The sequence below is a fragment of the Streptomyces sp. NPDC127190 genome, assembly GCF_042672505.1.
GTDB lineage: Bacteria > Actinomycetota > Actinomycetes > Streptomycetales > Streptomycetaceae > Streptomyces.
In genome coordinates, this window is the sequence record NZ_JBHXVE010000003.1 from 350,672 (window position 1) to 375,864 (window position 25,193).

26 protein-coding genes are annotated in these 25,193 nt (G+C 75.5%); 6 read left to right on the forward strand and 20 right to left on the reverse strand.

Annotated features, from left to right (window positions below):
* Nucleotides 1-161 precede the first annotated feature (161 nt).
* A complete protein-coding gene (locus tag ACFVIU_RS07330) occupies nt 162-1,001 on the forward strand; it encodes an SDR family oxidoreductase (protein ID WP_385841180.1) in 840 nt (279 codons plus the stop codon).
* A gap of 516 nt (nt 1,002-1,517) precedes the next feature.
* On the opposite strand, the gene ACFVIU_RS07335 is transcribed toward ACFVIU_RS07330, so the two are convergent.
* Nucleotides 1,518-2,696 (reverse strand): acyl-CoA dehydrogenase family protein, encoded by a 1,179-nt coding sequence (locus tag ACFVIU_RS07335; RefSeq protein ID WP_385841181.1) that lies wholly within the window; start codon nt 2,694-2,696, stop codon nt 1,518-1,520.
* Nucleotides 2,697-2,783: 87 nt separating this feature from the next.
* Nucleotides 2,784-3,158 carry a ferredoxin gene (locus ACFVIU_RS07340; protein WP_385841182.1) on the reverse strand — a complete coding sequence of 125 codons (375 nt, stop codon included), beginning with the start codon at nt 3,156-3,158 and terminating at the stop codon, nt 2,784-2,786.
* A gap of 108 nt (nt 3,159-3,266) precedes the next feature.
* Here ACFVIU_RS07340 and ACFVIU_RS07345 point away from each other — a divergent pair, with 108 nt between their 5' ends.
* Nucleotides 3,267-3,632 carry a DUF6479 family protein gene (locus ACFVIU_RS07345; RefSeq protein ID WP_385841183.1) on the forward strand — a complete coding sequence of 122 codons (366 nt, stop codon included), beginning with the start codon at nt 3,267-3,269 and terminating at the stop codon, nt 3,630-3,632.
* Between the two features lie 56 nt (nt 3,633-3,688).
* On the opposite strand, the gene ACFVIU_RS07350 is transcribed toward ACFVIU_RS07345, so the two are convergent.
* The 15 genes from ACFVIU_RS07350 to ACFVIU_RS07420 form a co-directional block, all read right to left on the reverse strand.
* Nucleotides 3,689-4,144, reverse strand: coding sequence for an RpiB/LacA/LacB family sugar-phosphate isomerase (locus tag ACFVIU_RS07350; RefSeq protein WP_385841184.1), 456 nt, complete (start codon nt 4,142-4,144; stop codon nt 3,689-3,691).
* A gap of 85 nt (nt 4,145-4,229) precedes the next feature.
* Nucleotides 4,230-5,759, reverse strand: a complete 1,530-nt coding sequence (locus ACFVIU_RS07355; protein ID WP_385841185.1) for an ANTAR domain-containing protein — start codon at nt 5,757-5,759, stop codon at nt 4,230-4,232.
* 84 nt (nt 5,760-5,843) lie between these two features.
* Nucleotides 5,844-6,314: an STAS domain-containing protein gene (locus ACFVIU_RS07360; protein ID WP_385841186.1), complete on the reverse strand. Its 471-nt coding sequence runs from the start codon at nt 6,312-6,314 to the stop codon at nt 5,844-5,846.
* Between the two features lie 128 nt (nt 6,315-6,442).
* Nucleotides 6,443-7,351: a glycosyltransferase family 2 protein gene (locus tag ACFVIU_RS07365; protein ID WP_385841187.1), complete on the reverse strand. Its 909-nt coding sequence runs from the start codon at nt 7,349-7,351 to the stop codon at nt 6,443-6,445.
* Entirely contained in the window at nt 7,348-8,400 is a 1,053-nt protein-coding gene (locus ACFVIU_RS07370; RefSeq protein WP_385841188.1) for a glycosyltransferase family 2 protein, read from the reverse strand. The genes ACFVIU_RS07365 and ACFVIU_RS07370 overlap by 4 nt, the downstream gene beginning before the upstream one ends.
* A complete protein-coding gene (locus ACFVIU_RS07375; RefSeq protein WP_385841189.1) occupies nt 8,390-9,373 on the reverse strand; it encodes a glycosyltransferase family 9 protein in 984 nt (327 codons plus the stop codon). The genes ACFVIU_RS07370 and ACFVIU_RS07375 overlap by 11 nt, the downstream gene beginning before the upstream one ends.
* Nucleotides 9,374-9,961: 588 nt before the next feature.
* Complete coding sequence (locus ACFVIU_RS07380) at nt 9,962-11,380, reverse strand: PfkB family carbohydrate kinase (protein WP_385841190.1); 1,419 nt, start codon at nt 11,378-11,380, stop codon at nt 9,962-9,964.
* Entirely contained in the window at nt 11,377-12,120 is a 744-nt protein-coding gene (locus ACFVIU_RS07385) for an SIS domain-containing protein (protein WP_385841191.1), read from the reverse strand. The genes ACFVIU_RS07380 and ACFVIU_RS07385 overlap by 4 nt, the downstream gene beginning before the upstream one ends.
* Nucleotides 12,117-13,349 carry a glycosyltransferase gene (locus ACFVIU_RS07390; protein WP_385841192.1) on the reverse strand — a complete coding sequence of 411 codons (1,233 nt, stop codon included), beginning with the start codon at nt 13,347-13,349 and terminating at the stop codon, nt 12,117-12,119. The genes ACFVIU_RS07385 and ACFVIU_RS07390 overlap by 4 nt, the downstream gene beginning before the upstream one ends.
* Nucleotides 13,346-14,308, reverse strand: a complete 963-nt coding sequence (locus tag ACFVIU_RS07395; RefSeq protein WP_385841193.1) for a glycosyltransferase — start codon at nt 14,306-14,308, stop codon at nt 13,346-13,348. Before ACFVIU_RS07395 ends, ACFVIU_RS07390 begins: the two co-directional genes overlap by 4 nt.
* Nucleotides 14,305-15,315, reverse strand: coding sequence for a glycosyltransferase family 9 protein (locus ACFVIU_RS07400; RefSeq protein WP_385841194.1), 1,011 nt, complete (start codon nt 15,313-15,315; stop codon nt 14,305-14,307). The genes ACFVIU_RS07395 and ACFVIU_RS07400 overlap by 4 nt, the downstream gene beginning before the upstream one ends.
* Nucleotides 15,312-16,382, reverse strand: a complete 1,071-nt coding sequence (locus ACFVIU_RS07405; protein WP_385841195.1) for an HAD-IIIA family hydrolase — start codon at nt 16,380-16,382, stop codon at nt 15,312-15,314. Before ACFVIU_RS07405 ends, ACFVIU_RS07400 begins: the two co-directional genes overlap by 4 nt.
* Nucleotides 16,379-17,380 (reverse strand): glycosyltransferase family 2 protein, encoded by a 1,002-nt coding sequence (locus ACFVIU_RS07410; protein ID WP_385841196.1) that lies wholly within the window; start codon nt 17,378-17,380, stop codon nt 16,379-16,381. Before ACFVIU_RS07410 ends, ACFVIU_RS07405 begins: the two co-directional genes overlap by 4 nt.
* A complete protein-coding gene (locus tag ACFVIU_RS07415) occupies nt 17,377-19,011 on the reverse strand; it encodes a carbamoyltransferase (protein ID WP_385841197.1) in 1,635 nt (544 codons plus the stop codon). The genes ACFVIU_RS07410 and ACFVIU_RS07415 overlap by 4 nt, the downstream gene beginning before the upstream one ends.
* 31 nt (nt 19,012-19,042) lie before the next feature.
* Entirely contained in the window at nt 19,043-20,044 is a 1,002-nt protein-coding gene (locus tag ACFVIU_RS07420) for an NAD-dependent epimerase/dehydratase family protein (protein WP_385841198.1), read from the reverse strand.
* Between the two features lie 346 nt (nt 20,045-20,390).
* Here ACFVIU_RS07420 and ACFVIU_RS07425 point away from each other — a divergent pair, with 346 nt between their 5' ends.
* From ACFVIU_RS07425 to ACFVIU_RS07435, 3 genes are all read left to right on the forward strand, one after another.
* On the forward strand, nt 20,391-21,071 hold the full coding sequence (locus tag ACFVIU_RS07425; protein WP_385841199.1) for a hypothetical protein: 681 nt from the start codon (nt 20,391-20,393) through the stop codon (nt 21,069-21,071).
* Nucleotides 20,996-21,244 carry a polysaccharide pyruvyl transferase family protein gene (locus tag ACFVIU_RS07430; RefSeq protein ID WP_385841200.1) on the forward strand — a complete coding sequence of 83 codons (249 nt, stop codon included), beginning with the start codon at nt 20,996-20,998 and terminating at the stop codon, nt 21,242-21,244. The genes ACFVIU_RS07425 and ACFVIU_RS07430 overlap by 76 nt, the downstream gene beginning before the upstream one ends.
* A gap of 111 nt (nt 21,245-21,355) precedes the next feature.
* Complete coding sequence (locus ACFVIU_RS07435; protein ID WP_385841201.1) at nt 21,356-21,919, forward strand: hemerythrin domain-containing protein; 564 nt, start codon at nt 21,356-21,358, stop codon at nt 21,917-21,919.
* Between the two features lie 230 nt (nt 21,920-22,149).
* On the opposite strand, the gene ACFVIU_RS07440 is transcribed toward ACFVIU_RS07435, so the two are convergent.
* The 3 genes from ACFVIU_RS07440 to ACFVIU_RS07450 all read right to left on the reverse strand — a co-directional run bounded on the left by ACFVIU_RS07440 (nt 22,150) and on the right by ACFVIU_RS07450 (nt 23,637).
* Nucleotides 22,150-22,488 carry a DUF3040 domain-containing protein gene (locus ACFVIU_RS07440; RefSeq protein WP_385841202.1) on the reverse strand — a complete coding sequence of 113 codons (339 nt, stop codon included), beginning with the start codon at nt 22,486-22,488 and terminating at the stop codon, nt 22,150-22,152.
* 110 nt (nt 22,489-22,598) lie between these two features.
* Nucleotides 22,599-23,129 carry a MarR family winged helix-turn-helix transcriptional regulator gene (locus tag ACFVIU_RS07445; RefSeq protein WP_385841203.1) on the reverse strand — a complete coding sequence of 177 codons (531 nt, stop codon included), beginning with the start codon at nt 23,127-23,129 and terminating at the stop codon, nt 22,599-22,601.
* A 103-nt stretch (nt 23,130-23,232) separates the two neighbouring features.
* A complete protein-coding gene (locus ACFVIU_RS07450; protein ID WP_385841204.1) occupies nt 23,233-23,637 on the reverse strand; it encodes a DUF302 domain-containing protein in 405 nt (134 codons plus the stop codon).
* 164 nt (nt 23,638-23,801) lie between these two features.
* On the opposite strand from ACFVIU_RS07450, the gene ACFVIU_RS07455 reads away from it, so the two are divergent.
* Nucleotides 23,802-25,166: a rhodanese-like domain-containing protein gene (locus ACFVIU_RS07455; RefSeq protein ID WP_385841205.1), complete on the forward strand. Its 1,365-nt coding sequence runs from the start codon at nt 23,802-23,804 to the stop codon at nt 25,164-25,166.
* The last annotated feature ends 27 nt before the right edge of the window (nt 25,167-25,193 follow it).

Below are 25,193 nucleotides of genomic sequence, written 5' to 3' on the forward strand. Positions count from 1 at the left end.
TGGAGTGGATCCCGCGTCCAGGCCCGGCCGTGTTCGGCCGATCGGCGCAATCTGCCCGCGGCCGACGTGTGGCCCCGGCTTCCGGATGGTTCGGTGTCGACAGGAGCCAACCGGACTCACATAAAGGTCCCGCGGCCGGCCAGCCGAGGAGGAGAACCAGCGTGAGCGTGACTCAGGGAGCCCCGCAGGGTGTCATTCCCGCGCAGCTGCTGAAAGGCCAGAAGGCACTGGTCACCGGCGCGAACTCGGGCATCGGCAAGGCGACGGCCATCGGCCTGGGACGCGCCGGAGCCGACGTGGTCGTGAACTACGTCGCCGGACGCGAAGAGGCCGAGCAGGTGGTCGAGGAGATCTCCGGGTTTGGAGTGCGCGCGGCGGCGTACGAGGCCGATGTGTCCCAGGAGGACCAGGTCGTCGCGATGATCGAGCGGATGGTCCAGGAATTCGGGACCATCGACATCCTCGTGGCCAACGCGGGGCTGCAGCGCGACGCCGCTTTCACCGAGATGACGACGGCCCAGTGGCAGAAGGTGTTGGACGTGAACCTCACCGGCCAGTTCCTCTGCGCGCGTGAGGCGACGAAGGAATTCCTGAGACGGGGGGTCGTCCCGGAGGTGTCGCGAGCCGCAGGAAAGATCATCTGCATGAGCTCGGTGCACCAGCTCATCCCCTGGTCCGGCCACGTCAACTACGCGGCCTCCAAAGGCGGCGTGCAGATGATGATGGCGACACTCGCCCAGGAACTCGCACCCCACAGGATCAGGGTCAACGCGATTGCTCCGGGCGCCATCAGGACGCCCATCAATCGCGATGCCTGGGACACTCCCGATGCCGAGAAGGACCTGTTGCAACTGATCCCTTACGGGCGCGTCGGTGATCCAGACGACATCGCCCACGCGGCCGTCGGACTCGCCTCAGACCTCATGGACTACGTAGTGGGCACCACCCTCTACGTGGACGGCGGCATGACCCTCTTCCCTGGCTTCGCCACCGGCGGCTGACCTGCTGGTCGAGGGCGTCATCCAGGGTGGTGGCTGCCATGATCAGTGACAGATGGGTGAAAGCCTGCGGGAAGTTGCCCAACCGCCGCGAAGTCCACTTCCCGCACATTTGCGGACGTGTCAGTGCCACGACCGAGGCTGTCCGTGGCACTCCCGGCACCGCGGCTGCCACGGACCAATCCCACGGGCCAATCCAGCTCCTGCTGATCCGCGAGTGCGGGGGAGGTCTGTGGCGCCTCACCGACGCCTGCGTCGCCTGCGCCGCCGCGACGTCGCAGGCGTCCGTCGTCCCCGAAACGGTCCATGCACTTCACGGCGCACTTGAGCACCTGAAGAAGACACACGTCCACCTGCGCACGACACCGGCTCACCGCCGAACCGAACTGACTGCTGGCCGTTCGCCACGTCGTAGCGCCACCGTCAAGGGCGGTGTGGGCCGCGTACCCTGAGACATTCGGTGATCTTGGTGCCAACCATCCCCGGTTTGTGACAACTGAAGACGGTGGTCACAGCAGGCTAGCGCCGCACCCGGGGCATCCCCAGGCCGAGCCAGGAGATGATCTCGCGCTGGATCTCGTTGTTGCCGCCGCCGAAGGTGAAGATGACGGCCGAGCGGTAGCCGCGTTCCAGTTCGCCGTGGAGGACCGCGCCCGCCGAGCCCTCCTTCAGCGGGCCGGCTGCGGCAACGATCTCCATGAGCCAGGCGTAGGCGTCCCGGCGGGCCTCGGAGCCGTAGACCTTGACGGCGGAGGCATCCTGCGGGGTGAGGGTGCCGTCCTGGACGGCCGTGACCATCTGCCAGTTGAGGAGTTTCAGGGCCTCGAGCCGGGTGTGGGTGCGGGCGAGCAGCCGGCGCACCCAGGCGAGGTCGGCGACCCGGCGGCCGTCGCCGAGCTTGGTCTGGAGGGCCCAGCGCTGGACGTCGTGCAGGGCGCGGACGGCCATGGTGCCGTGGGCGGCGAGGGTGACGCGTTCGTGGTTGAGCTGGTTGGTGATCAGCCGCCAGCCCTGGTTCTCCTCGCCGACCCGGCGGGAGACGGGGACGCGGACGTCCTCGTAGTAGCTGGCGGTCGTGTCGTGGGAGGCCAGGGTGGTGATCAGGGTGCAGGAGTAGCCGGGGTCGGATGTCGGCACCAGCAGCATGGTGATGCCCCGGTGCGGTGGCGCCTCGGGGTCGGTGCGCACGGCCAGCCAGACCCAGTCGGCGGTGTCGCCGTTCGTCGTCCAGATCTTCTGGCCGTTGACGACATATGTGTCGCCGTCCCGTACGGCCCTGGTGCGCAGGGCGGCGAGGTCGGTGCCGGCGCCGGGCTCGCTGTAGCCGATCGCGAAGTCGATCTCCCCGGAGAGGATGCGGGGCAGGAAGTACGCCTTCTGCTCCTCGGTGCCGTACCGCATCAGCGTCGGCCCGACGGTGTTCAGCGCCATCAGCGGCAGCGGTACGCCGGCCTGCGCGGCCTCGTCGAAGAAGATGAACTGTTCCATCGCGGTCATCCCGCGCCCGCCGTACTCCTTCGGCCAGCCCACGCCGAGCCAGCCGTCGGTGCCGAGCCGGCGGATGGTGGCGCGGTAGAACCGCTTCTGCTCGGCCGGGTCGGCGTACCGGGCGTAGACGTTGTCCGGGACCAGGTCAGCGAAGTAGGCGCGCAGTTCCGCGCGCAGCCGCTGCTGCTCGGGCGTGTGGTCGAGGTGCACGGCGCCTCCAGGGTCCCCAAGGGTGGTCCTGACGGCGCACACCGTAGAACGTGTTTCAGAAATTGGGAAGGCCGGTCACCTCACCGGTCATCTGAGGGTCTCCAGGAAGTCCGTGCACGCCGCCGCGCAGGCGCGGCAGGACGCCGCGGCCGACTCGGCGCCGGACTGCGCGTCGAAGGCATGGGCGCATTCGAGGCAGACCGAACGGCACCACTCCAGCCGTACCCGGATCGACTCCTCGTCCTGGCGGTTCTCCTCGCACAGCGCCCGGCAGGTGGCGTCGCAGACCTCGGCGCACATGATGCCGAGCCGGCGCACCCGCTCCCGGCGCTCGGTTCCGTCCGGGTCAACCAGACTGGCGCGCACGGCGCAGGCCCGGGCGCATTCCGTGCACGCCTGGGCACAGGTGAAACGGTCCTCGAGGAACCGGTAGAGCTGCGCTTGCGAAGCCGTCGGGGTCACCCCCTGCGGGTAGCCGGGGCACCAGCCCGCAAACCTCTCCGGACGGCCCGCTACAGGACACATAATTATGTCCGGTTCATCCCGTTCTGGGCTGGGTACCCCATTCCTATGACTACCGCATCGACGCAGCTGGCCGCAGCGAGCGGCCTGATGAGCCTTGTGCTGTTCATCGTGGCCATGGCCGTGCTGGCGCTGCTCGCCGGCGGCTTCTGGATGACCTCCCGGGTCAGGTACCGCGAGTCCCCCCGGCCGCGGCCCGAGGACCAGCCTCATCTGCCGCCGGACGGACCGGTGCGGGAGGTGCGGGAGAACAGGGAGGCCGCCGAGATTCCCAAGGTCCCCAAGGGCGGTCGCGCGCTCACCCCGTACGAGCTGAGCAACATGGACTCCAAGACCAGCGCCAACCAGCAGCGCCCGCGCTGGAGCAGAGGGTCCAGCGGCTCGTTCGGCGGTGGCGGACTGGGCGCCCACTGAGCCCGGACCCACACCCTCCCGACGCACGCCCGGCCCGCGCCGGCCGCCGTACCCGCCTAGGAGTCCTTGCGGGCGGTGTCCAGGCGGTCGACGCGGGCCACGTTCTGCCGGTCCTCGGGGTCCTGGCTGGGTTCGGCCGCGAACCAGGCGTCCAGGATCTCCTTGAGCAGCGGTTCGGAGGTCAGGCGCAGGCTCAGGGCCAGCGCGTTGGCGTCGTTCCAGCGGCGCGCTCCGTCCGCCGTCACCGCGTCCGTGCACAGGGCCGCGCGGACGCCGGGCACCTTGTTGGCCGCGATGGAGGCCCCGGTGCCGGTCCAGCAGCACACCACCGCCTGGTCCGCCGCGCCCTGGGCCACGTCCCGGGCGGCCGCCTCCGAGCAGACCGCCCACTGCGGGTCGGCCCCGGGCCGCAGCGCGCCGTGCGCGCGTACCTCGTGGCCGCGGCGCCGCAGCTCCGCCACGAGGAGGCGGGCCACGGGTTCGTCCATGTCGGAGGAGACGGAGATGCGCATACGCGGGAGGGTACGCCGGGTCCGGGCGCCGGAGCACACGCCGGGTCCGGGCGCCGCAACAGCGGGCCCGGACCCGGCGCCGAGGTCAGGGGTGCTCGGGCTGCTGTGCCGGAGGCACTCCGCCGCCCTCTCCCCCGCCCTTCTTCCCCTTGTCGGTGCCGTGCGGGTGGGCGCCGGTGCCCTTGCCCGCCTGCTGGCGGGCCCTGAGCTCGCCGCTGTCCTGCGGGGTGGCGCCTCCCTTGTCACTGCGCCGCTGTTCGGGCTGCTGCGGATTGGACATGTGCCGGACCCCCTCCGGGTGATGCGTGCTCCTCGCGGCTCCGGGTTCCCCCGGGGCGGCGGGTGACGCACCCGCCGGGGAGCCGCCAGGGGCGGCGGCGGCCAGGGTGTGGTGGAGGTGTTCCAGTGCGTCCAGCAGCACCGTGCGGTGGTACCAGCTCAGCCAGGCCGCGGTGTCGGCGGCCAGCACGCCGAAGGCCTCGGCCTGGGCGGCGGAGGGCCGGTGCCCGGGCTCCGGCCAGTGCAGGGTGATCGCGCCGGTGCAGGAACCCGCGGCGGACAGCACCGGGAGGCTCTGGAGGGCGTGGGTGCCCGTGGTGAGCAGGGCGCACCGGCTCTCCTCGGACAGGAGCGCGTCGGCCGCCACGTCGGGCACGCTCACCCGGCGTCCCCGCGCCCGGGCGAGCCCGTCGGCCGTGCCCTCGTCCCGGCCGCGTGCCAGCAGGTCGAGGAAGGCGTCCGGGCAGCCGTACTGGGTCTCCAGCACCAGTGTGTGCACGGCGGGGTCGACGAACCGCACGTATCCGGCCGGCGCCTGTCCGATGGCCAGCGCCTCGTGCAGCACGGCGTCGACCATCTGCCGCCGGTAGCGGGGGTCCCGGCCGCCGCGGGCGAGGATCCGCAGCGGGGGCACGGGCAGCGGGCGGCGGCCGGGGAACCATTCCCCGCCCTCCGGGGGCCGGGCCGCCACCACGGCGGAGACGAGGACCCGCAGCGGCACGTTGAACCGCTGCGAGGCCTCCCGCAGCGCCCGGAAGGCGCTGCCCGAGTCGGGCAGGCCGTAGCGGACCATGAGCGTGCCCTGGGCCATGCCGATCACCGGCGCGGTGCGCACCCGGGCGCGCAGGGCCCGGACCTCCTTGTGCAGGTCCTCGTACGAGGGCCGCAGCGGGTCGGCGAGCTGCGACCGCCAGGCGGGCAGCTCCTCCACCCGGGCGGCGGCGCGGGCCAGTTCGCGCTGCGCCTCGTCGAGGGTGGCGTACAGCCGGACGCCGTCCAGCCGGGCCAGGTGCACCGCCTCGCGGACGCCCGGCCGGGCCCGGACGATGATCAGGTCGGGGCGGCCCGAGCGGGTTCGGGTCGTCTCGCTGAGCGCGCGCAGCACCGCGGCGCCGCCGAGCTGGACATGCGCCATGTCGAGGACGGGGCGCAGTCCGGCGCGGTCGGCGCGCTCCAGATGGTCGCGCAGCTCCTCCGACCAGGTCTCGGCCGCGTCGGCGTCCAGGTTCCCGGACATGCGCAGCAGCAGGGCGCCCTCGGCGGGCAGGCCCTCCACGACGGAGGACTCGATGACGAGCGCGGCCGGGGTGCCCGGCCGGCCGGAAGCGGGGTTCATGGCATCACCCGGACAGGACGTCGCAAGGAACTCGATCGGCCGCTGCCTGACCGTGATCCACCTTGCCCGGCGGGGGCCCGGCCATCAACCGCGCCGGGCCGGGTCGCGCTCCCCGCCCTGCCCCGCCGGTGCCACCGGTCCTCGTACCTCCAGGGCGTCCAGGGCGGCCGCCGGCGTGGCGTGCACCCGGACGCCGGGCAGCCCGGCGGCGCGCAGCGCCTCCCGGACGTGCGGCCGTGGCTGTACGACGGCCAGCGCGCGGCCGGAGAAGGCCAGGACCGCGGTGGCCCGGTCCAGCGCCCGCACCGCGGCGGGGCAGGCGAGATACGCCTCGGTCAGGTCCAGCAGGGGGTGGGCGCCGGTCCGGTCGGCGTCCTCGATGTGCTCGGCGAGGGCCCGGGCGAAGTCCTGGGCGTTGGCGGCGTCGACCGTGCCCCGGGCCTTCAGGACACTGACCGCGCCGGTCTCCGGGCGGTGCTCCGGCACGGTCTCCAGGAGCAGGGGGGCGGGGCCGCCGGGGCGCGGGCGGGCACGGGGCTGTCGGCCGTTTTCCATGGGCAACGCTTCCTGGGCGGGGGGAAGGATCATCCAGCCGCGTCCTGACCGGGGGATCACTGTGCCCCGCCCCGGGGCCCGGCGCAACGACTGTCCGGGCGTGTCGCAGTCCGGGCGGCGGCACGCGGTCAGCCGACGTACCGCCGGGCGGGTGAGTTCCGGCGCGCCCGCTCCAGCACGGCGAGCCGGCGCTCCAGCTCGGGCGGCACCGGATCGCGCTGGCGCAGCACCCAGGGCAGTCCGGCGGTGGCCCGGGCGAAGGCGCGGGCGGAGGCGGTGCCCCGGGGCACGGTGCGGATCAGGTGCCCGGTGCGGCGCAGCGCGGACGGCAGCGGGCGGCGCAGCCAGGTGAACCACAGGGTGTTGCGGATGCCGAGGACCCGGCGGGCGGTGCCGTCGCGCAGCCGGGAGGCGTGGTGGTGGACGGTGAGGTCCTCGGCGTAGGCGAGCCACCAGCCCTGGCGGAGCAGGTCGCAGGCGAGCAGCTCCTCCTCGCCGCCGAGCCAGAGGCCGGGGTGGAAGCCGCCGCCGGCGCGGAAGGCGTCGGTGCGCAGCACGGTGGCCGCGGCCAGGAAGGAGCCGAGGGCGGGGCCGGGGAGCCAGCCGGGGCCGGGCAGCGGGGACTCGCGCAGTTCGCGCACGACGGGGTCCTCGGTGCCGCCGGGCTCGACGAGGATCCGCCCGGTGACGGCGGCGAGCCGGGGCCGGGGGTCGAGCAGGTCGGCGGCGCGGCGCAGGCTGCCGGGCTCCCACCAGGTGTCGTCGTCGCAGAACGCGACGTACGGGGTGTCGACCTGCTGGACGGCGAGGTTGCGGCCGACGGCGCCGAGGTTGCGGCCCGGGCGCAGCAGCGTCACCTCGGGGAAGTCCCGGGCGACGGCCTCGGCGGTGCCGTCGCCGGAGGCGTTGTCGGTGACGATCACGCGGGGGCGTTCGGGGAGCCGGCGCAGCAGGGTGAGGGTGCGCAGGAGTTCGTCGCGCCGGTTGTGGGTGATCAGGACGACGGTCGTACGGCCGTCGGGTCCGGGCCCGGTCATGGGGGCGCGCCTTCCTCGGCGGGTGTGTCCGCCTGCCGGTCCAGGAGGCGGGCGGCGGCTTCGACGTGCGGGGGCAGGGTGTGGCGGCGGGCGAGGGTGGCGGGGAGGCGGGCGAGGGTCTCGCGCAGGGCGCGGCGCGCGCCCGGGCGGTCGGCCGCGGCGGCCCGCGCCAGGTCGGCACCGGCGCGCAGGGCGACGGGCCAGGGGCGGCGCAGGCAGCGGGTGAGGACGTGGTTGCGCTGGACGAGGTAGGGCCGGCCGGTGCGGCCGCCCTGCTGTTCGGGGTGGTGCCGGGCGCACAGCGCGGGTTCGTAGCTGACGCCCCAGCCGTGGGCGGCCAGGTCGTAGGCGAGCAGGGTCTCCTCGCCGCCGAAGAACAGCAGCGGGTGGAAGCCGCCCGCGTCGAGGAAGGCCGCCCGGCGGACCACGCTGGCGCAGGCGAGGAAGCCGAGGACGGGACGTCCGGGCAGATCGGCCTCGCCGGGCAGCGGGGAGGCGGCGAGGACGGCGTTGAGGGGATCGTCGGCGCCCTCTTCGCCGACCAGGGTGCGGGCGGCGAGCAGACCCAGCCTGGGGTGGCTGTCGAGCAGGTCGGCGGCCCTGCCCAGGCTGCCCGGCTCCCACCAGGAGTCGTCGTCGCTGAAGGCCACGTAGGGGGTGCGGGCGTGGCGCACGGCCAGGTTGCGGCCGACGGCGCCGGTGTTGGCGGCGGGCCGCAGCAGGCGGCTGACGGCCGGGTGGCCGAGGACGGCCCTGCGGGTGGTGTCGTCCCGGGAGTTGTCGACGACGATGACGGGCGGTTTCTCGGGCAGTGCGGCCAGCGCGTCGAGGGTGCGCAGAAGGCTGGCGCAGCGGTCGCGGGTGATCACCGCGACCGTGGTCCGCGGGTCGCCGCCCGCGGCCCGGCCCGGGAGCCGGGCCGCCTGCTCGGCGGAGACCGGCCGCCTGCCGGCCGCCGCCCGGGCCGGGCGCTGCTCCGCGGCCGGTGCGGGCGTCGGCGGTGCGGCGGCGGGCCGCGGGGCGTCGCCGTGGGCGTGGTCAGCGGGCATGTGCCGTCTCCCGTTCGGCGTGCGGGCGGGCCTGGCGCAGCAGGGTCAGGCATACGGCGGCCACCTCGCCGGTGCCGATGCGCAGCAGACGGGCGTCGGGGGTGCGGCCGTGCGGGTCGCCGGGCGGGCCGGGCTGCCACAGGGCCACATGGTCGGGGCCGGGCGGCGGGCCCCACAGGCGGGGCGACACCGGCCCGAACAGGGTGACCGAGCGGGTGCCGTGCGCGACCGCCAGATGGGCGAGGCCGGTGTCGCCGCTGAGCACCAGGGACGCCTCGGCCACCAGCGCGGACAGCTCGGCGAGGGGCAGCCCGCCGGCGAGCACGTCGGCCGTGTGCTGCCCGCTGCGCTCGGCGATGGAACGGACCAGGGGCTCCTCGCCCGGTCCGCCGGTGAGCACGACCCGGTGTCCGGCGGCGCGCAGGCACCGTACGACCGTGGCGAACCGCTCCCCCGGCCAGCGGCGCGCACCCGACGCCGCCCCGGGGTGCACCACCACCGCGCCCGGCGCCGGGGACGGCGTGCGGGGCGGGGGCAGGCGGAGGTCCAGGGGGTCGGCCGGGATGCCGTAGGCGTCCAGGAAGGCGCACCAGCGGTCGCGTTCGTGGAGCTGGGCGCGCCAGGGCGGGCCGTCCGGGCAGGCGTGGGCGAGCAGCCGGGCGGGGCGCAGGGCGGCCAGCGCGTCCCGGCTCTCGGGGCCGTTGCCGTGCAGGTCGATCGCCAGGTCGGGCGGCGGTCCCGGCCAGTGGGTGAGAGAGGGCACCGCCCGGCCCGGCGCCTCGGCCGGGAAGACGGTGTCGACCGCGCCGGTGGTCAGGGCGAGCGCGCCGAGCCCCGGCGGCTGCGCGAGCACGATCCGGTGCTCGGGAAAGGCCCGCCGGATCCCGCGCAGCGCGGGCACACCGGCCAGCAGATCACCGAGCCCCAGCGCGCGCAGCACCAGGACGGTCGGGGGGTGCAGGGTGGGGGTCACCGGGTGGATCCTCCAGGTGGGTTCGGCGGGGCGCGAGCGGGGGTGTCCTGACCGCCGGGACGGGAGCGCGGCCCCGGGTCACGGCCTCGCGGCTGAACGGGGGTACGAGCCGAGGCACAGCCTCACCGCCGGGCAGGGCCTTGCCACCGGGGCGGTTCGGGCCGGGGTCGTGGCCTTGCCGCCGGGGTGGCGGCGTGGCCGTACGACCGGGACAGGTGCGCGAGCCGGGCAGGGCCGTGCCACCAGGGCGACGCAGGCCCGGGCACGGCCTTGCCCCCAGTGCGGGGGCGCCGACCCGGGGCATGGCCTCACGGCCGGGACAGCGGGCGCGAGCCGGGCAGGGCCTCGGGGCCACGGCAGGCGCGCGAGCCCGGCAGGGCCGGGCCACCGGAGCGGCGCGGGACGGGCCATGGACGTGCCACCGGGGCAGCGGCACGGCCCGGGGCACAGCCGCCCGGCCAGGCGGGAGCACGAGCCGAGGCATGGCCTTACCGGCGGGGTGGAGGCGCGGTCCGGGGCGCGGCCGCGTGACCGGGACGGGCAGGCGAGCCAGGCAGGGCCGGGCCCCCGGAGCAGCGCGGGGTGGGGTCATGGGTTTGCCGCCGGGGTGGGGGTGTGGGCGGCTCGGTGGGCGAGGGTGGTGGTGGAGCGGCCGTCGAGGTAGGGCAGCAGCAGGACCTGGCCGCCCCAGCTCTCCACCAGGGGCTGTTCGGGCAGCATGGTCCGGGCGTAGTCGCCGCCCTTGGCCCAGATGTGCGGGCGCAGGTCGCCGAGGATGCGTTCGGGGGTGTCCTCGGCGAAGACGGCGACCGCGTCCACGCACTCCAGGGCGCGCAGCACCCGGACCCGGTCGGCGACCGGGACGAGCGGGCGGCCGTCGCCCTTGCGGCGGCGTACCGACGCGTCGGAGTTGACGCAGACGATCAGGCAGTCACCGGCCCGCCGGGCGGCCTGGAGCAGGGCGACGTGTCCGGCGTGCAGCAGGTCGAAGCAGCCGCCCGCGGCGACGACGGTGCCCCCCGCGGCGCGGACCCGGGCGGCGGTACGGAGGGCGTCGGCGGTGGTGTCGCCGTCGACGGCTGCCTCCGCCGGCGGCCCGGACTCCTCGGGCGCGGCGACCGCGCGGGCGCCGCCCTCGGCGACGTAACGGGTGGCCGCGTGCACGCCGGCCTGGACGGCGTCCTCGGTGAGGGCGCCGTCGGCGAGCAGGCCCGCGGCGGCCGAGGCGAACCGGTCGCCCGCGCCGCAGGGATCGCCGGAGGCGGCGGCCGGCGTCGGCACCAGCAGCGGCGTCTCGCCGTACGAGAGGAGCGCACCGCGCTCGCCGAGGGTGACGGCGACGGCCCGCGCCTGCCAGGCCCGTACGAGGGTGCGGGCGTCGCGCGCGGCGGTGCGCAGCCCGGCCTCCTCGCCGGGCCCCTCACTTTCGTCCAGGTGCCGGGCGAAGGCGCGGGCCTCCTGCGCGGAGGGGGTGGCGAGGCGGACGCCGGGCACCGGCGGCCGGCCGCGTACATGGGGGTCCCAGACGATCGGGGCGGGCGTGTGCGCCAGGGCGTCCCGCACGACGTCGGCGGTGCCCCGGCCGTAGTCGGCGACCAGGACGCCGTCCGCTCCGGTCACGGCGGCCACGGCCGCGTCGGTGGCCGCGCGGGCGCGTCCGTCGCCGTCGTCGAGGCGCAGCAGCGGCCGGTCGCCGGCCAGCACCCGGGTCTTGCTGCTGAGCGCGCCGTCCAGCGGCACCTCCACCAGGTCGACCCGGCCGGCGAGGAGTTCGCGCAGGGTGGTGCTGGCCGGGTCGTCGCCGAGGGCGGTGACGAGGGTGACCGGCCGGCCGTCGGCGGCCGCGAGGCAGGCGGCGAGGGCCGCGCCGCCGGGCCGCGAGCTGCGCCGGGTGCCGTGTACGACCGGCACGGGCGCGTCCGGGGCCAGCCGCTCGGCCCGGCCGCACAGGTCGTGGTCGAGCAGGGCGTCGCCGACCACGACCAGACGGGTGTGCGAGGCGTTCATGCGTGTCCCTTCCTGGGGGCCGCCGGGGTGCCGTCCACGGACCGGCCGACGGTCCGGGCGCGGCCGACGAGCCGCCCGACGACACCGGGTTTGCCGTCGGTGCCGTTCGCCTCCCCCGGGCCGACCGTGCCGCGCTCGACCGCCCGGTCGAAGGACTCGCAGAGCATGTGCACGGCGACCAGGTGCAGTTCCTGCACGGTGGCGGCGACCGGGGCGTCCACGCACACCGTGTCGTCCGCGCCGAGCTGCAACGGATTGGGGGCCCGTCCGGTCAGCGCCCACACGGTCAGACCGAGCCGGTGGGCGCGCTCGGCGGCGGCCAGCAGGTTGGCGCTCGCGCCGCTGGTCGACAGCAGCAGGAGCACGTCCCCGGGGCGGCCGTGGGCGGCGGTCTGCCGGGCGAACACCTCCTGGACGCCGTAGTCGTTGGCGATCGCGGTGGTGGAGGAGGTGTCGGCGTGCAGGGCGACCGCGGAGAACGGCGGCCGGTCCTCGCGGTAGCGGCCGACGAGTTCGGCGGTCAGATGCTGTGCCTGGGCGGCGCTGCCGCCGTTGCCGGCGACCAGCAGCCGGGCCCCGGAGCCCAGGCGGCGGGCGAGTTCGGCGCCCCAGCGTTCGATGCGCGGGCCGTGCTCGCGGAACGCCTCCAGGGCCTTGGCGAGGTCGTCGCAGTGCGCGCTGTCCTGGGCGGCGCACGGCTCGGCGCGCCGGTCGGTGCGCAGGTGGGCCGCGGCCTTCATCGGACCACCCCCGACAGGGAGCGGACCGGGGACACCTCGCTGTAGACCCCGGCGACCCCTTCGGCGACCCGGTCCCAGGTGTAGTGCGTCAGCACCCGTTGCCGGCCGGCGGCCCCGTAGCGGGCGAGCCGGTCGGGGTCGGCGAGCAGGGTGCGGACGACCGCGCCGAGGTCGTAGTCGTCGTCGGCCGGGACCAGGACGCCGGTGGTGCCGTCCACGACCGTGTCGAGCTGGCCGCCGACCGCGGTGGCCACGACCGGTGTGGCGCAGGCCATGGCCTCCAGCGGGACGATGCCGAACGGCTCGTACAGCGGCAGGGACAGCACCAGGTCGGCGCCGGCCATCAGCCGGGGCATCCGGGCCCGGCCGACCCCGCCGAGCAGGGTGACGCGGTCGAGGACGCCGTACTCGCCGGCGATGCCGTACAGGCGCGCCGCCTCGGGGTCGGAGCCGAGCAGGTCCGCCTCGGGCCCGCCCGCGATGAGCAGTTCGGCGTCGGGGACGCCGGCCAGGGCGCGGATGGCGCGGTCGAAGCCCTTGCGGGGCACGAGCCGGCCGACGGCCAGCAGCCGGCGGCGGGCGCCGGGCGGGCGGGTGCGGCCGGCGGGCGCGAACTGGTCCGGGTCGACACCGCACGGTACGACGCTGATCCGGTCCTCCGGCAGGCCCATGGCCTTCAGCTCGGCCACCTCGTCGCTGCACGTGGCGATGATCCGGGCGCACTCGTGGCCGATGGCCTCCTCGATGGCGAGGCGTTCGGCGGGGCTGGTGTCGGCGGCGCCCTGGTAGCGCTTCTTCACGGTGCCGAGCGCGTGGTAGGTCTGGACGACGGGGATGCCGAGGCCGCGGGTGCCGGTGAGGGCGGCGAGGCCGGACATCCAGAAGTGGGAGTGCACCACGTCGGGCGGGTTCGCCGCCCACTGCCGGGCCAGGAAGGCGCCGAACTCGGCCATGTGGGGCAGGAGTTCGTCCTTGGGCAGGGGTGCGGGCGGGCCGGCGGGCACATGCACCACCTGCACTCCGTCGATGAGGGTCACCCGGTCCGGCAGGCCCGCCGCGTCCCGCCGGGTGTACACCGTGACCCGGTATCCGTTTCTGGCGAGTTGCCGGGCGGTCTGTGCCACGTACACGTTCTGGCCGCCCGCGTCCGGTCCGCCGAGCGCGGCCAGCGGGCTGGCATGCTCGGAGACCATGGCGACGCGCCCGGCCGTGTGCGGAATGCGGCTCATCGGGTGACCTCCTTGATCAGGCGTTCCCAGTCGTCCAGGAAGCGCCGCTCTCCGTAGCGGGCCTGGGCCGCGGCCCGGGCGGCCGCGCCGGTGCGGCGGGCGTGCTCGGGGTCGGCGAGGAAGGTCCGTACGGCGTCCTCCAGTACGTCGAGGCGGTTCGAGACGACCCCGGCTCCCTCGGGTACCGCCTCCCGCACCTCGGTGGTGTCGAGTGCGACCACGGGCATGCCGAGGAACATGGCCTCCAGCAGGGACAGGCCGAGCGAGGTCCAGCGCACGGGGTGCAGATAGAGGCGGCAGCGGGCCAGCTCGCGGTGGAGTCCGTGCTGGGGCAGGTCGCGGGTGCGGCAGCGCTCGGGGGGCAGTCCGAGGTGCTCGGCGAGCCCTTCGGTGCGCATCCCGAAGACGTCCAGGGGTGCGGACCGGGCGAACCGGGGCAGCAGGTCGGTTCCCGTCGTACGGCCCCTGCGCACGGGGTCGTTGACGACGACGGCGGCGCGCCGCTCGGTGCCGGTCCAGCGGTGGCCGGGGTCGATGATGCCGTGCTCCACGACCTCGGTGGGTGCCCGGCCGTTGTCCCACATCAGCCGGTTGAAGTGGGTGACATGGACGAGGGGGATGCGGGACTGCCCGGCCAGCGGGTGGAGTTGCCGCTCGGCGCTCTCGTCGGGGCTGTTGTGCTCGACGTACACGGCGGGCACGTCCACGCCGGGGCGGCGGCCGGTCCAGCGCAGGGCGAGGTCGGGTTCGTGCGGGCGCTGGAGGACCATCAGGTCGATGGGGGTGTCCCGCAGCTCCCCCGGGGTCCGCTCCCGCACGGTGCTCGGCCAGTCCCAGGTGACGGCCCGGCCCAGCCCGTCGGGTCCACGGTCCTCGGTGACCGGCACCAGGTAGGTGTGGGGGCCCTGCACGAAGGCGGTGAGCCAGGATCCGTGCACGTGCCAGACGAGGATGTTCATGAGCGGCGCTCCTGGATGAGCTTGTGCACCGCGCGCACCACGTCCTGTCCGGTGACCTCGTCCAGACAGGGGTGGCCGGGCACCGGGCAGGTCAGCGCCCGGGTGTCCGCGCACGGCGCCGACTGGTCGCCGAGCAGGATCACGGGGACGCCGTACGGCGCCCAGCGGTCGGCCGGGACGACCGGCGCGAACAGGGAGACGACCGGGGTGCCGACGGCGGCGGCGAGATGGGCGGGGCCGGTGTTGGCGCTGATCACCACGTCGGCCATGCGGAGCACGCCGGCGAGGGTGCGGGGGGTGGTCCGGCCGCCGAGGTCCACGGCCAGGTCGCCGCTCACGCACCGGGTGAGCACGGTCTCGTGGGGGCCGCCGGTGACGACCACGCGGTGCCCGGCGTCGGTGAGCAGGGCGACCGCCTCGGCGCAGCGCCGCGGACTCCAGGCCCGGGCCGGGGCGCTGGCGCCCGGGTGCAGCACGAGGTACGGGCCGTTGCCGGTCAGGTTTCCGGTGTCCGGGGGCGGCAGGACGCGCAGCCGGCCGTCGTCGCCGGGCGGCGGCAGGAACCCCATGGCGGCGGCCGTGTCCCGGGCCGCCTCCGCCTCGTGGCGGCCCGGGATCCGCCGGTGGCGGACGTCCAGCAGCCGTCCGGCGTGGTCGACGCTGTCGGCGCCGATCCGGTCGATCCCGGCGAGCCGCAGCAGCAGCGCGGTGGGCAGCGGGCTCTGGTGGAAGGAGGTCAGGATCAGGGCGGCGTCGTAGGCGGCGGCGCGCAGCCGGCCGACCAGGGCGTCGATGTCGGCCGGGATCACCGGGGGCGGTTCGAAGCCCTCCCAGGGGGCCTCCCACACCAGGACGTCGTCGACACCGGGCAGCAGCCGGGCGGCGTCCGCACCGCGCGGGCCGCAGAGCAGGGTGACATGCGCGGAGTGCGCGGCGACGGCACGCACGGCGGGCCCGGCGAGCAGAACGTCCCCGAAGCTGTCGAGCCGGACGACGAGAGACCTCACGCCGACCACCTCCCGGGTATCAGGGGTACGTGCGTTGCCGCCGGGCCCGTCTCGGGCGCGCCGGGCGGGGCAACTCCCGGAGACTCGTCCCAGGAGAGGGACCAGCCCGGCGCCGGAGGGCTGTCGGATACGGCGGACGTGGCGGCCACCGGACGGCCCTCCCGCGAGGGGCGCCAGCCCGGCGTCGGGCAAGCCTCGGGCGCGGCGGACAGGGCAGCTCCCGGGCCTTCGTCCCGCGAGGAACACCGGCCCGGGGCCGGGCGACCATCGAGCGCCGCAGGCGTTCCGGCCCCCGGGCCTCCGGCCCGCGAGGAACGCCGGCCCGGGGCCGGGCAACCATCGAGCGAAGCGGGTATCTCAGTCGCCGGGCCTTCGTCCGGCGAGGAGCGCCGGCCCGGTGACGGGCCGCCGGTGGGCGGCTCAGGCGTCGCTGTCGCCGGGCCCCCGCCCCACGTGGAGCACTGTCCCGGTGTCAGGCGCCCATGGGCCCGGAGGGCGTCGCGCCCATGGGCCCGGAGGGCGTCGCGCCCATCTGCCCGGAGCGCGTCGCGGACCGCGGTGTGGATGTCCGGGGCGGTGACGGCGGCGAAGCGGGTCGTCTCCTCGGGGGCGGTGGCCGCGTTCGGGACGAGGACGGCGCGGGCGCCCGCCGCCTGGGCCGCCAGGACGTCGGTGGCGATGTCGCCGATCACCAGGCAGGCCGCGGGCGGGACGCCGAGCCGGGCGGCGGCCGCGAGGATCAGCCCGGGCCGGGGCTTGCGGCAGTCGCAGCCGGCGTCCGGGGCGTGCGGGCAGAACAGCCAGGTGTCCAGGCCGCCGAGCAGCGCATCGGCGCGCGCGTTGACCCGCTGCACCTGCGCCGTGCTGAGCAGACCGCGGCCGATGCCGGACTGGTTGCTGACCACCCCGGTGGCCAGCCCGGCCGACCGCGCCAGGGCGACGGCCTCGGCCGCGCCGGGCAGCAGCCGGACCCGGCCGGGATCGCCGTTGTACGGCACGTCCGCCACCAGGGTGCCGTCGCGGTCGAACAGGACGGCGGCGAGCGGTACGGCGTGGACGGTACTCACTCGGCCGCACCTCCCAGGGGGCCGGCGTTGCGGTGGCGGACCGCTCCGCGCAGCCAGTGCCGTACGGCGAGCGGCGGGATCAGCACGCTGGTGCCGAGCATGCCGGCGATCTCGCGGGCGGTGCGGGGGCCGGGCAGGATGCGGGCGAGGGCGAACTCGGCGGTGCCCAGCGTCCACAGGGCCGCGCAGGCGGTGGCGGTGCGGCGGCGGCCGGCCAGGGCACAGCCGGCGGCGGCGAGCGCGGCGCCGGTGACCATGACATGGCGGGGCAGCCGGCCGCGGGGTGCCTGGGCGCGGGCCCACCAGTCGCGGCCGTGCAGGCGGTTCATCAGCGCGTCGTCGGCGTTGCCGCGTTGCGCGGGCAGCGAGGCCCACCAGTGGGCGGGGCGGACCGGGTGCCGGGTGACCCGGGTGCCGCGGACCAGCTCCCAGCCGGCCCGCTGGATGCGCAGGGCGAGATCGGCGTCCTCCCGGAAGGCGCGGGGGAAACGTTCGTCGAAGCCGCCGACGCGGGTGAGCGCCCGGGTCCGGTAGGCCATGTCGGCGGTGGCCCAGGCGGCGTTCTCCAGGCCCTTGGTGGTGCGTTCCCAGTCGGTGGGCCGGCGGTCCAGGGGCAGGGGGACACGCAGCTGCCCCTGGATGCCGCCGACGTCCTCGCCGGCCGCCCGCAGGTCCGCGGCGAGCAGCCCGGACCAGTCGGGCAGCACCTGGACGTCGTCGTCGAGGAAGACGGTCCAGGGGGTGCGCACGGTCCGCCAGCCGGCGTTGCGGGCGGCGGCCGGTCCGCGGCCGCCGGTGCGCAGGGTGCGGACCCGGTCGAGCAGTTGCCCGGCCTGCTCCAGCGGCAGGTCGCCGTCGGGCGCGGGCCGGTCGTCGACGACGACCACCTCGTGCGGGGCGTGTGCGGTGGTGCCCTCGGCGAGGGCGCGCAGGCACTCGGCGAGGCACGGGCGGCCGATCGTCGGGACGACGACGGTGTAGGCGGGCGCGTCGGTCATGCGAAGGCCTTTCCGCGCCGGACCGCGAACGGGCCGAGCACCAGCAGGTCGACCGGTGCGGAGCCGAAGCACTCCAGGGCGTCCCGGGGGTCGTCCACCATGGGCCGGCCGGCGGTGTTGAGGCTGGTGTTGACCACCACCGGCAGCCCGGTGCGCCGTTCGAAGCCGTCGATCATCCGGGCCACCAGCGGCTCCTGGGCGCGGTCGACGGTCTGGATGCGGGCGGTGCCGTCGACGTGCACGACCGCCGGGATGCGGTCCTTCCAGTCGGCGGCCACCTCGTGCACGAACAGCATGTGCGGGCTGGGCAGCGGCCCGTCGAAGATCTCGGCCGCGCGTTCGGCGAGCACCATGGGCGCGACGGGCCGGAACTCCTCGCGTCCCTTGACCGCGTTGAGCCGCTCCAGGTTCACCGCGTGCCCGGGGTGGGCGAGCAGCGAGCGGTGCCCGAGTGCGCGCGGCCCGTACTCGCTGCGCCCCTGGAACCAGGCGACGATCCCGTCGGCGGCGAGTGCCTCGGCGGCCGTCTCGGCGATGTCGGCGGGCTCCTCGTACGGTACGGCCGCCCGCTCCAGCCAGGCGCGCAGTTCGTCGTCGCTCCAGCCCCGGCCGAGCGCCGCGGTGGGCATCGGCTCCAGGGTGTCCTTCTGGCCGGCGATGTGCGCGGCCGCGCCGAGGGCCGTACCGGCGTCTCCGGCGGCGGGCTGGACCCAGATGTGCCGGAAGCCGCTCTCCCGCCACAGCCGGGTGTTGGCGACGCAGTTGAGGGCGACTCCGCCGGCCATGACCAGGGCGTCCTCGCCGGTGCGGGCGCGCAGCCAGCGGGCGAGGGCCAGCATGGCCTCCTCCAGGCAGAGTTGGGCGCTGGCCGCGAGGTCGGCGTGGTCCTGGCTCCAGGTGCCGCCGGGCGGGCGCGGCGGGACGAGGTCGGCCCAGGGCACCGGGCGGGCCCGGAAGCCGCCGTCGTCGCCGGCCTCGACGTACGCGCGCAGCCGGCCGGCGAAGCGCGGGGCGCCGTAGGAGGCGAGCGCCATCACCTTGAACTCGTCGCTGCTGCGCAGGAAGCCGAGGTGCTGGGTGAGGTCCTCGTAGAACAGGCCGAGGGAGTCCGGGAGTTGCTGGGTGGCGAGCACGGTCAGCTCGCGGCCGGCGTAGCGGCCGGCCAGGTGGGAGCCGCACTCGCCGCGGCCGTCCAGGACCAGGACGGCGCAGTCCGGGTACGGCGAGACGGGCCCGGCGGAGGCGGCGTGCGCCACGTGGTGCGGGACGAAGCGGACCTTGGCGGGGTCGAGTCCGGGCAGGGCCTCGGCGAGGAAGTCCGGGGCCTCGCGGGCGTAGGTCTGGCGCAGCTGGTCCCAGGGGTCGTGCAGGCCCATCTCCTCGGCGGGGCGGGCGAGCGCGGGGTCGTAGGAGTAGGCGACGGCATCCAGGTCGGACGGGGTGAGGCCGGCCTGCTCCAGGCACCAGCGGGCCGACTGCTCGGGCAGCTCCCAGGCGGAGAAGGGTACGGGCCGCTTGCCGTGTTTGCGGCGCGAGAACCGCTCTTCCTCCGCCGCCGCCACGACCGTGCCGTCGGTGATCAGGGCGGCGGCCGGGTCGTGGAAGAGGGCGTTGATACCGAGGACGTGCATGCGCTGTCTCCTGGGCGGCGAGGGGGCGGGGTCAGGACCGCGGCACCGGCTGGCCGTCGGGCGCCGGCGGCTGCTGGGCGGCGAAGTAGGCGATGGTCTGCTTCAGGCCCTCCTCCCAGGGCACCTGCGGCGACCAGCCGAGCAGCTCGCGTGCGAGGGCGGTGTCGGGGCGGCGCCGGCCGGGGTCGTCGACGGGCCGGTCGACGAACGCGATCGGGGAGCGGGAGCCGGTGAGGGCGACGACGCGCCGGGCCAGCTCGGCCACGGTGATCTCGTCGCTGCCGCCGATGTTCACGGGCCGCACGGACCTGCTCTGGGCCACCCGCAGGATGCCGTCGACGGTGTCGTCGACGTAGCACAGCGAGCGGGTCTGGCTGCCGTCGCCGGTGACCGTGAGGGGTTCGCCGGCCAGGGCCTGGCAGATGAAGGTGGGCACCGCGCGGCCGTCGTGGGCGCGCATGCGCGGCCCGTAGGTGTTGAACAGCCGCACGATCCCGGCGTCGGTGCCACGGGTGCCGGCGTGGGCGGTGACCAGGGCCTCGGCGAAGCGTTTGGACTCGTCGTAGACGCTGCGCGGCCCGATCGGGTTCACGTTGCCCCAGTAGCCCTCGTGCTGCGGGTGCACCAGCGGGTCGCCGTACACCTCGGAGGTGGAGGCGAGCAGGAAGCGGGCGCCGTCGCGGGCGGCGATCGCCAGCGCGTTGCGGGTGCCGAGGCTGCCCACGTCCAGGGTCTCCAGGGGCAGCCGCAGATAGTCGGCGGGCGAGGCCGGGCAGGCGAAGTGGAGGACGAGGTCGTACGGCCCGGTGAGCAGCTCGGCGCAGCCGGTCGCGGAGACGTCGCAGTGCACGTACCGGAAGCCCGGCCGGTCCTGAAGGTGGGCGATGTTCTCGCGGCGCCCGCAGGCCAGGTTGTCGGCGCAGTCGACTTCGACGCCTGAATCCAGCAGCCGCTCGCACAGATGCGAGCCGAGGAAGCCGGCGCCGCCGGTCACCAGGGCGCGCCGCCAGGAGAACGGTGTGTCACCAGTCATGGGAGCTGTTCCTTACGTCCGCGTCGCCCGCGGCGTCCGCGTGGTGCCGCGCCTGGTCGGCGCCCCTGTCATGGGCGTTCGGCGCGTGCCGCGTCCGCGGGGCCCGATGTCGTCGGCCCGCTCGGGAAGGGAGAACACCGGGGCCGGTCCCACGGATTCTCGAGGACCGCCCGGGTCGGCCGCCGCTGGCTGGACGGCACTGGCAGCTGAGTTTCCCTGCCAGTTGGTTTCACACGTTGGATTCTAATTGTCCGCAATGCCGGGTACTCGCGCGACTCCGGAGATCTCATAGCACGGTGGAGAGGGTCATGCACGACGACGCCGCGGCGGCGGTGCTGCGCAGGCTGTGCGCGCCCGGCCGGACCCGCAACGGGTGCTGCTGACCGGCTGGTTCAGTTTCCGGGACGGTGAGGCGACGGCCGGTGACGTGCTCGCGCAGCGGCACCTGGCGCAGGCGCTGACCGGGGCGGGCATCCGGTACGACACCGCGTGGAGCCCCGTCTTCCGGCCCGGCGCGCTGTCACTGGAGACGGCGCGACCGGGGGCGTACGACGTGCTGCTCTTCGTGTGCGGTCCGGTGCACGGGCCGCAGGTGGCCGCGCTCCATGCCAGGTTCAGGACCTGTCGGCGACTGGCGGCCGGGGTCTCGGTCGTCGATCCGGCGGATCCCGCGGTCACCGGTTTCCACGAGATCCTGGCCCGGGACGGCACGTCGGCCCCGGCCCGGCCAGACCTCGCCGCCGGCGCCCCCGTGGGTCCGCCGCCGCCGGTGGCCGGCGTGGTGCTCTCGTCCGGGCAGGGCGAGTACGGCGCCCGCCGCCGGCACGAGGAGGTGAACGCGCGGAGCACGGGCCGGCTGGCCGGCAAGGACTGCGCCGGGTCGCGGCCGACACCCGGCCGGCCGCGGGCGACTGGCGGCTGTGCGGCACGGCCGAGCAGTTCCTCGCCCTCGTGTCCCGCTTCGACGTGGTGGTCACCACGCGGCTGCACGGCCTGGTGCTGGCGCTGCGCACCGGCACTCCGGTGATCGCCGTGGACCCGGTGGCGGGCGGCGCGAAGGTCGGCGCGCAGGCGCGGACGCTGGGCCGGCCGGCGCTGGTGGAGGCGGGGGCGCTGGACGAGGAGGTGCTGGACCACTGGTGGGAGTGGGCGCTGTCGGAATGCGGCCGGACGGCCGCGGCCCGCCACTCGATGCGCTGACCGGCGGCGGGAGGGCCGTGTAGCGGGCCGTACGCGGGGCACTCGGCGCGGCGACGGCGGGCCGTTCACGGCCCGCCGTGATGCCCCGCAGATCTCGCAGGAGGTAATGACATGGGTCACGGCGGAAACGTCATCAATGAGCTGACCACCGACCACCGTGAGGTCGAGGAGCTCTTCGGCCGTATCGAGGCGCTGCCGCCCGGCTCCCCGGAACGCAAGAACCTCGCCGACCAGGCCACGATCGAGCTGGTGCGGCACTCCGTCGCGGAGGAGGCCTATCTGTACCCCGCGGTGCGCGAGCATGTACCGGGCGGGGACGCGCTGGCCGACAAGGAGCTGGAGGATCACGCGCAGGCCGAACAGATCATGAAGGATCTGGAGGGCTGCCAGGCGGACGACCCGCGGTTCGACACGCTGATGACGCAGCTGATGCGCGAGATCCGGTCGCATGTGCAGGACGAGGAGCAGAACCTCTTCCCGAGGCTGGAGTCCGCCTGTCCGCCCGACGCGCTGATGGACCTGGGCGACAAGGTGCGCCGGGCGAAGAAGACCGCGCCGACCCGTCCGCACCCGTCGGCGCCCGACACCCCGCCGGCCAACAAGCTGCTGGCGCCGGGGGCGGGCCTGGTCGACCGGATGCGGGACGCGCTGAGCGGCCGGGGCAAGGAGGGCTGAACGCGCCCGTCCCGAGCGTCGACACACCCCGGGGCGCGCGCGCGGGCGGTGCTATCGGCGGCCGCGGCGCGGGGGTGGCCGCGGCGGGGGCTCACCCGCGGGGGCGGCCGGGGGGGGGGGGGGCGGGCGGGGCGCGCGCCGCCCCCCCCCCCCGCGCCCCGCGCCCCCCCCCCCCCCCCGCGCCCCCCCCCCCCGCCCCCCCCCCCGGGGTGCATCAGGCAGGGGTGCCGTCACATCCAGGGGGTGACGCGGTCGGTGGAGCCCGGCCGGTGCCGGGCCGCCCGGCACAGCAGCCGGAACGCCTGGCAGAGGGTCATCGGCCACAACACCGCGAAGCACCACAGGAGCCCGGCGTCCGAGGTGCGGACGCCCATGACGGCGACGAACAGCGAGGCGACCGCCAGCAGCGCCACCGCCAGCGGCAGCCAGACCTCGCGCCGTGCCGCGCCCATCCGGCGGGCGAACCCGCGGTCCCGGCTCAGTTCCGCCTCGATCAGCACCAGCGTCAGCCGCTCACGCGACGACAGCGGTACCTCGTCGCGCATCTCCCACATCTCCCAGTCGTCCACGGCGACGGCACCTCCTCCACCGGTCGGCGTTCCGCCCGTTCCGGACGCCGAGTTCCCCACCGGGCACCGGCCGAAGCGGCGTGCCGGGGGATGGCGGACGCGGTGGCCGTTCAGGCCGACGGCGTGCCCTCGCCCGGTTCGCCGAGGTGTTCGGCGAGTTGGAAGAGGGCGGGCAGCGCGTCGGCGATGGCCGCCCGGGCGGTGTCGTCGAGGGCGGCGAGCGCCGCGTCGATCCGGCGTTCGTGGGCGGTGGTCCAGGCGTCGAGCTTCTCCCGTCCCGCGTCGGTGAGGGTCACGACGGAGGCCCGGCGGTCGGCGGAGTCGACGTCCCGGGCGACCAGCCCGGCGGTGATCATCTGACCGATCAGCCCGCTGACCGTGCTCACGGCCAGGCGCCGCCGGGACGCCAGATCGCTGATCCGCGCGGGCGAGTGCTCGCCGAGCACCTGCAACAGCTCGACCTGCGCCATGGGCAGGGTCTCCCACGGGTAGTCGGTGCGGATCGAGGAGCGCAGCGCGCGCCGCAGCCGGGTCACCGCCTCGGTGAGAAGACGGGCCTGCGGCTCCCCGCCCCCGGTGCCGGGCGACGAACCGCCGCCGGGAGAAGGCGAGGAGACGTCGGTACGGGGCTGCGCGGACATGCGGCAAGCCTAGCCGTGCCGCCGACCCGCCCGGCCCGGCTGTCCGCGGCTCGGACGGCCGGTGCGTCCGCCGTGCCGGTGGGTGTCGTGCGTACGGGGCGGCTCAGTGCCCCGGGTCGGCTGCGGTGAGTGCGGCCAGGGCGGCGTCGAGGCGGCGGGTGGCCTCCTCGGCGACCGGCCGGAGCGCGTCCAGTCCGGTCAGGCCGACCATCGTGTCCGGGTCCAGGGCCTGTACGGCGATGCCGTCGCCGTCGGTACGGACGACCACGTTGCAGGGCAGCAGCAGGCCGACGGTGCGGTCCGCGTCCAGAGCACGGTGGGCGAGCTGAGGATTGCAGGCGCCGAGGATGACGTAGTCCTCCATGTCCTGGTCGAGCTTGGCCTTGAGCGTCGCGGTGACGTCGATCTCGGTGAGGATGCCGAATCCCTGGGCGGCCAGGGCCTCCCGGACCCGGGCGACGGCGGTGGCGAAGTCGGTGTCGAGGTGGACGCTGCGGTCGTAGCGCATGACCTGGCCTTTCTGTGCGGTGCGGAGCTGTGCCGTACCGGTCCGCGGTGTCGATGGGTACCCGACACCGGACCCAAAATACCCCCCGGGGTACTCATGCTACCGTCGAAGCAGATACCCCCGGGGGTAATTTTTCACCGGATTCACCGGAAGGGAGCACTCCCGTGTTCTTCATCGACACCATCGAGATCGCCGGGCTCGGCAACCGCAGCTATCTGGCCGGCGGTGCGCACAGCGCCGTAGCGGTCGACCCGCCACGGGACATCGACCAGGTGATCGCGGCAGCGGCACGGCGCGGGGTGCGGATATCCCACGTGGTCGAGACACACCTGCACAACGACTACGTCACCGGCGGCCTGGAGCTGGCCCGCCTCACCGGCGCCGCCTACCTGGTGCCGGCCGCGGCCGAGGTGTCGTACGAGCGGACCCCGGTGCACGACGGCGACCGCACGGAGATCGACGCGGCCGCCGCGCTGACCCTGCGCGCGCTGGCCACCCCCGGCCACACCCCGCACCACACCTCCTACGTCCTGGAGGAGAACGGCACGGCCGTCGCGGCGTTCACCGGCGGCTCGCTGCTGATCGGCGCGGTCGGCCGGCCCGACCTGGTCGAACCCCGGCTGACCCGGCACCTCGCCCGCGCCCAGCACGCCTCCGCGCACCGGCTGGCTGCCGAACTGCCCGACGACACCACGGTGCTGCCCACGCACGGCTTCGGCAGCTTCTGCTCCTCGGGGCGGGCGGAGGGCGAGGCCACCACCATCGGCAAGGAGAAGGCGTCCAACGCGGCCCTGACCCGGGACGTGGACACCTTCGTCGCCGAACTGCTGGCCGGGCTGGACGACATCCCCGCCTACTACGCCCACATGAGCCCGGCCAACGCCGCCGGGCCCGCGCCCGTCGACCTCACCCCGCCCGCCGTCGCCGACGCCGAGGAGATCGCCGCCCGGCTGGCCGCCGGCGAGTGGGTGGTCGACCTGCGCGACCGCGTCGCCTTCGCCGCGGGCCATGTCGCGGGCTCCTTCAACTTCGAGGCCGAGGGACAGCTCGCCACCTACCTGGCCTGGCTGATCCCGTGGGGCAGGCCGGTGACCCTGCTCGCCGAGTCACCCGGGCAACTCGCCGCCGCCCAGCGCGAGCTGGTGCGCGTCGGCATCGAACGTCCGGCCGCCGCGGCCACCGGGGAACCGGCGCGCTGGGTGCGCGAGGGCGAGTCCCTCGCGTCCTTTCCGCGGGCCCGCTTCGCCGACCTCGCGCGGCACTCCGGGCACGGCGTCGTCGTCCTGGACGTCCGCAGGGACTCCGAGCGGGCGAACGGCTTCATCGAGGGTTCGGTGCACATCCCCGTGCACGCGCTGCGCCGGCGCCTCGGCGACGTCCCCGAGGGGCAGGTGTGGGTGCACTGCGCGGGCGGCATGCGCGCCGCCGTCGCCGCCTCGCTGCTCGACGCGGCCGGCCGGGACGTCGTCGCGGTGGACGACTCCTTCGACGCGGCCGAGCGGGCCGGGCTCACCGTGCGGACCCCGTGACCGGGCGCGCGGAGCACCCGGAGCGCA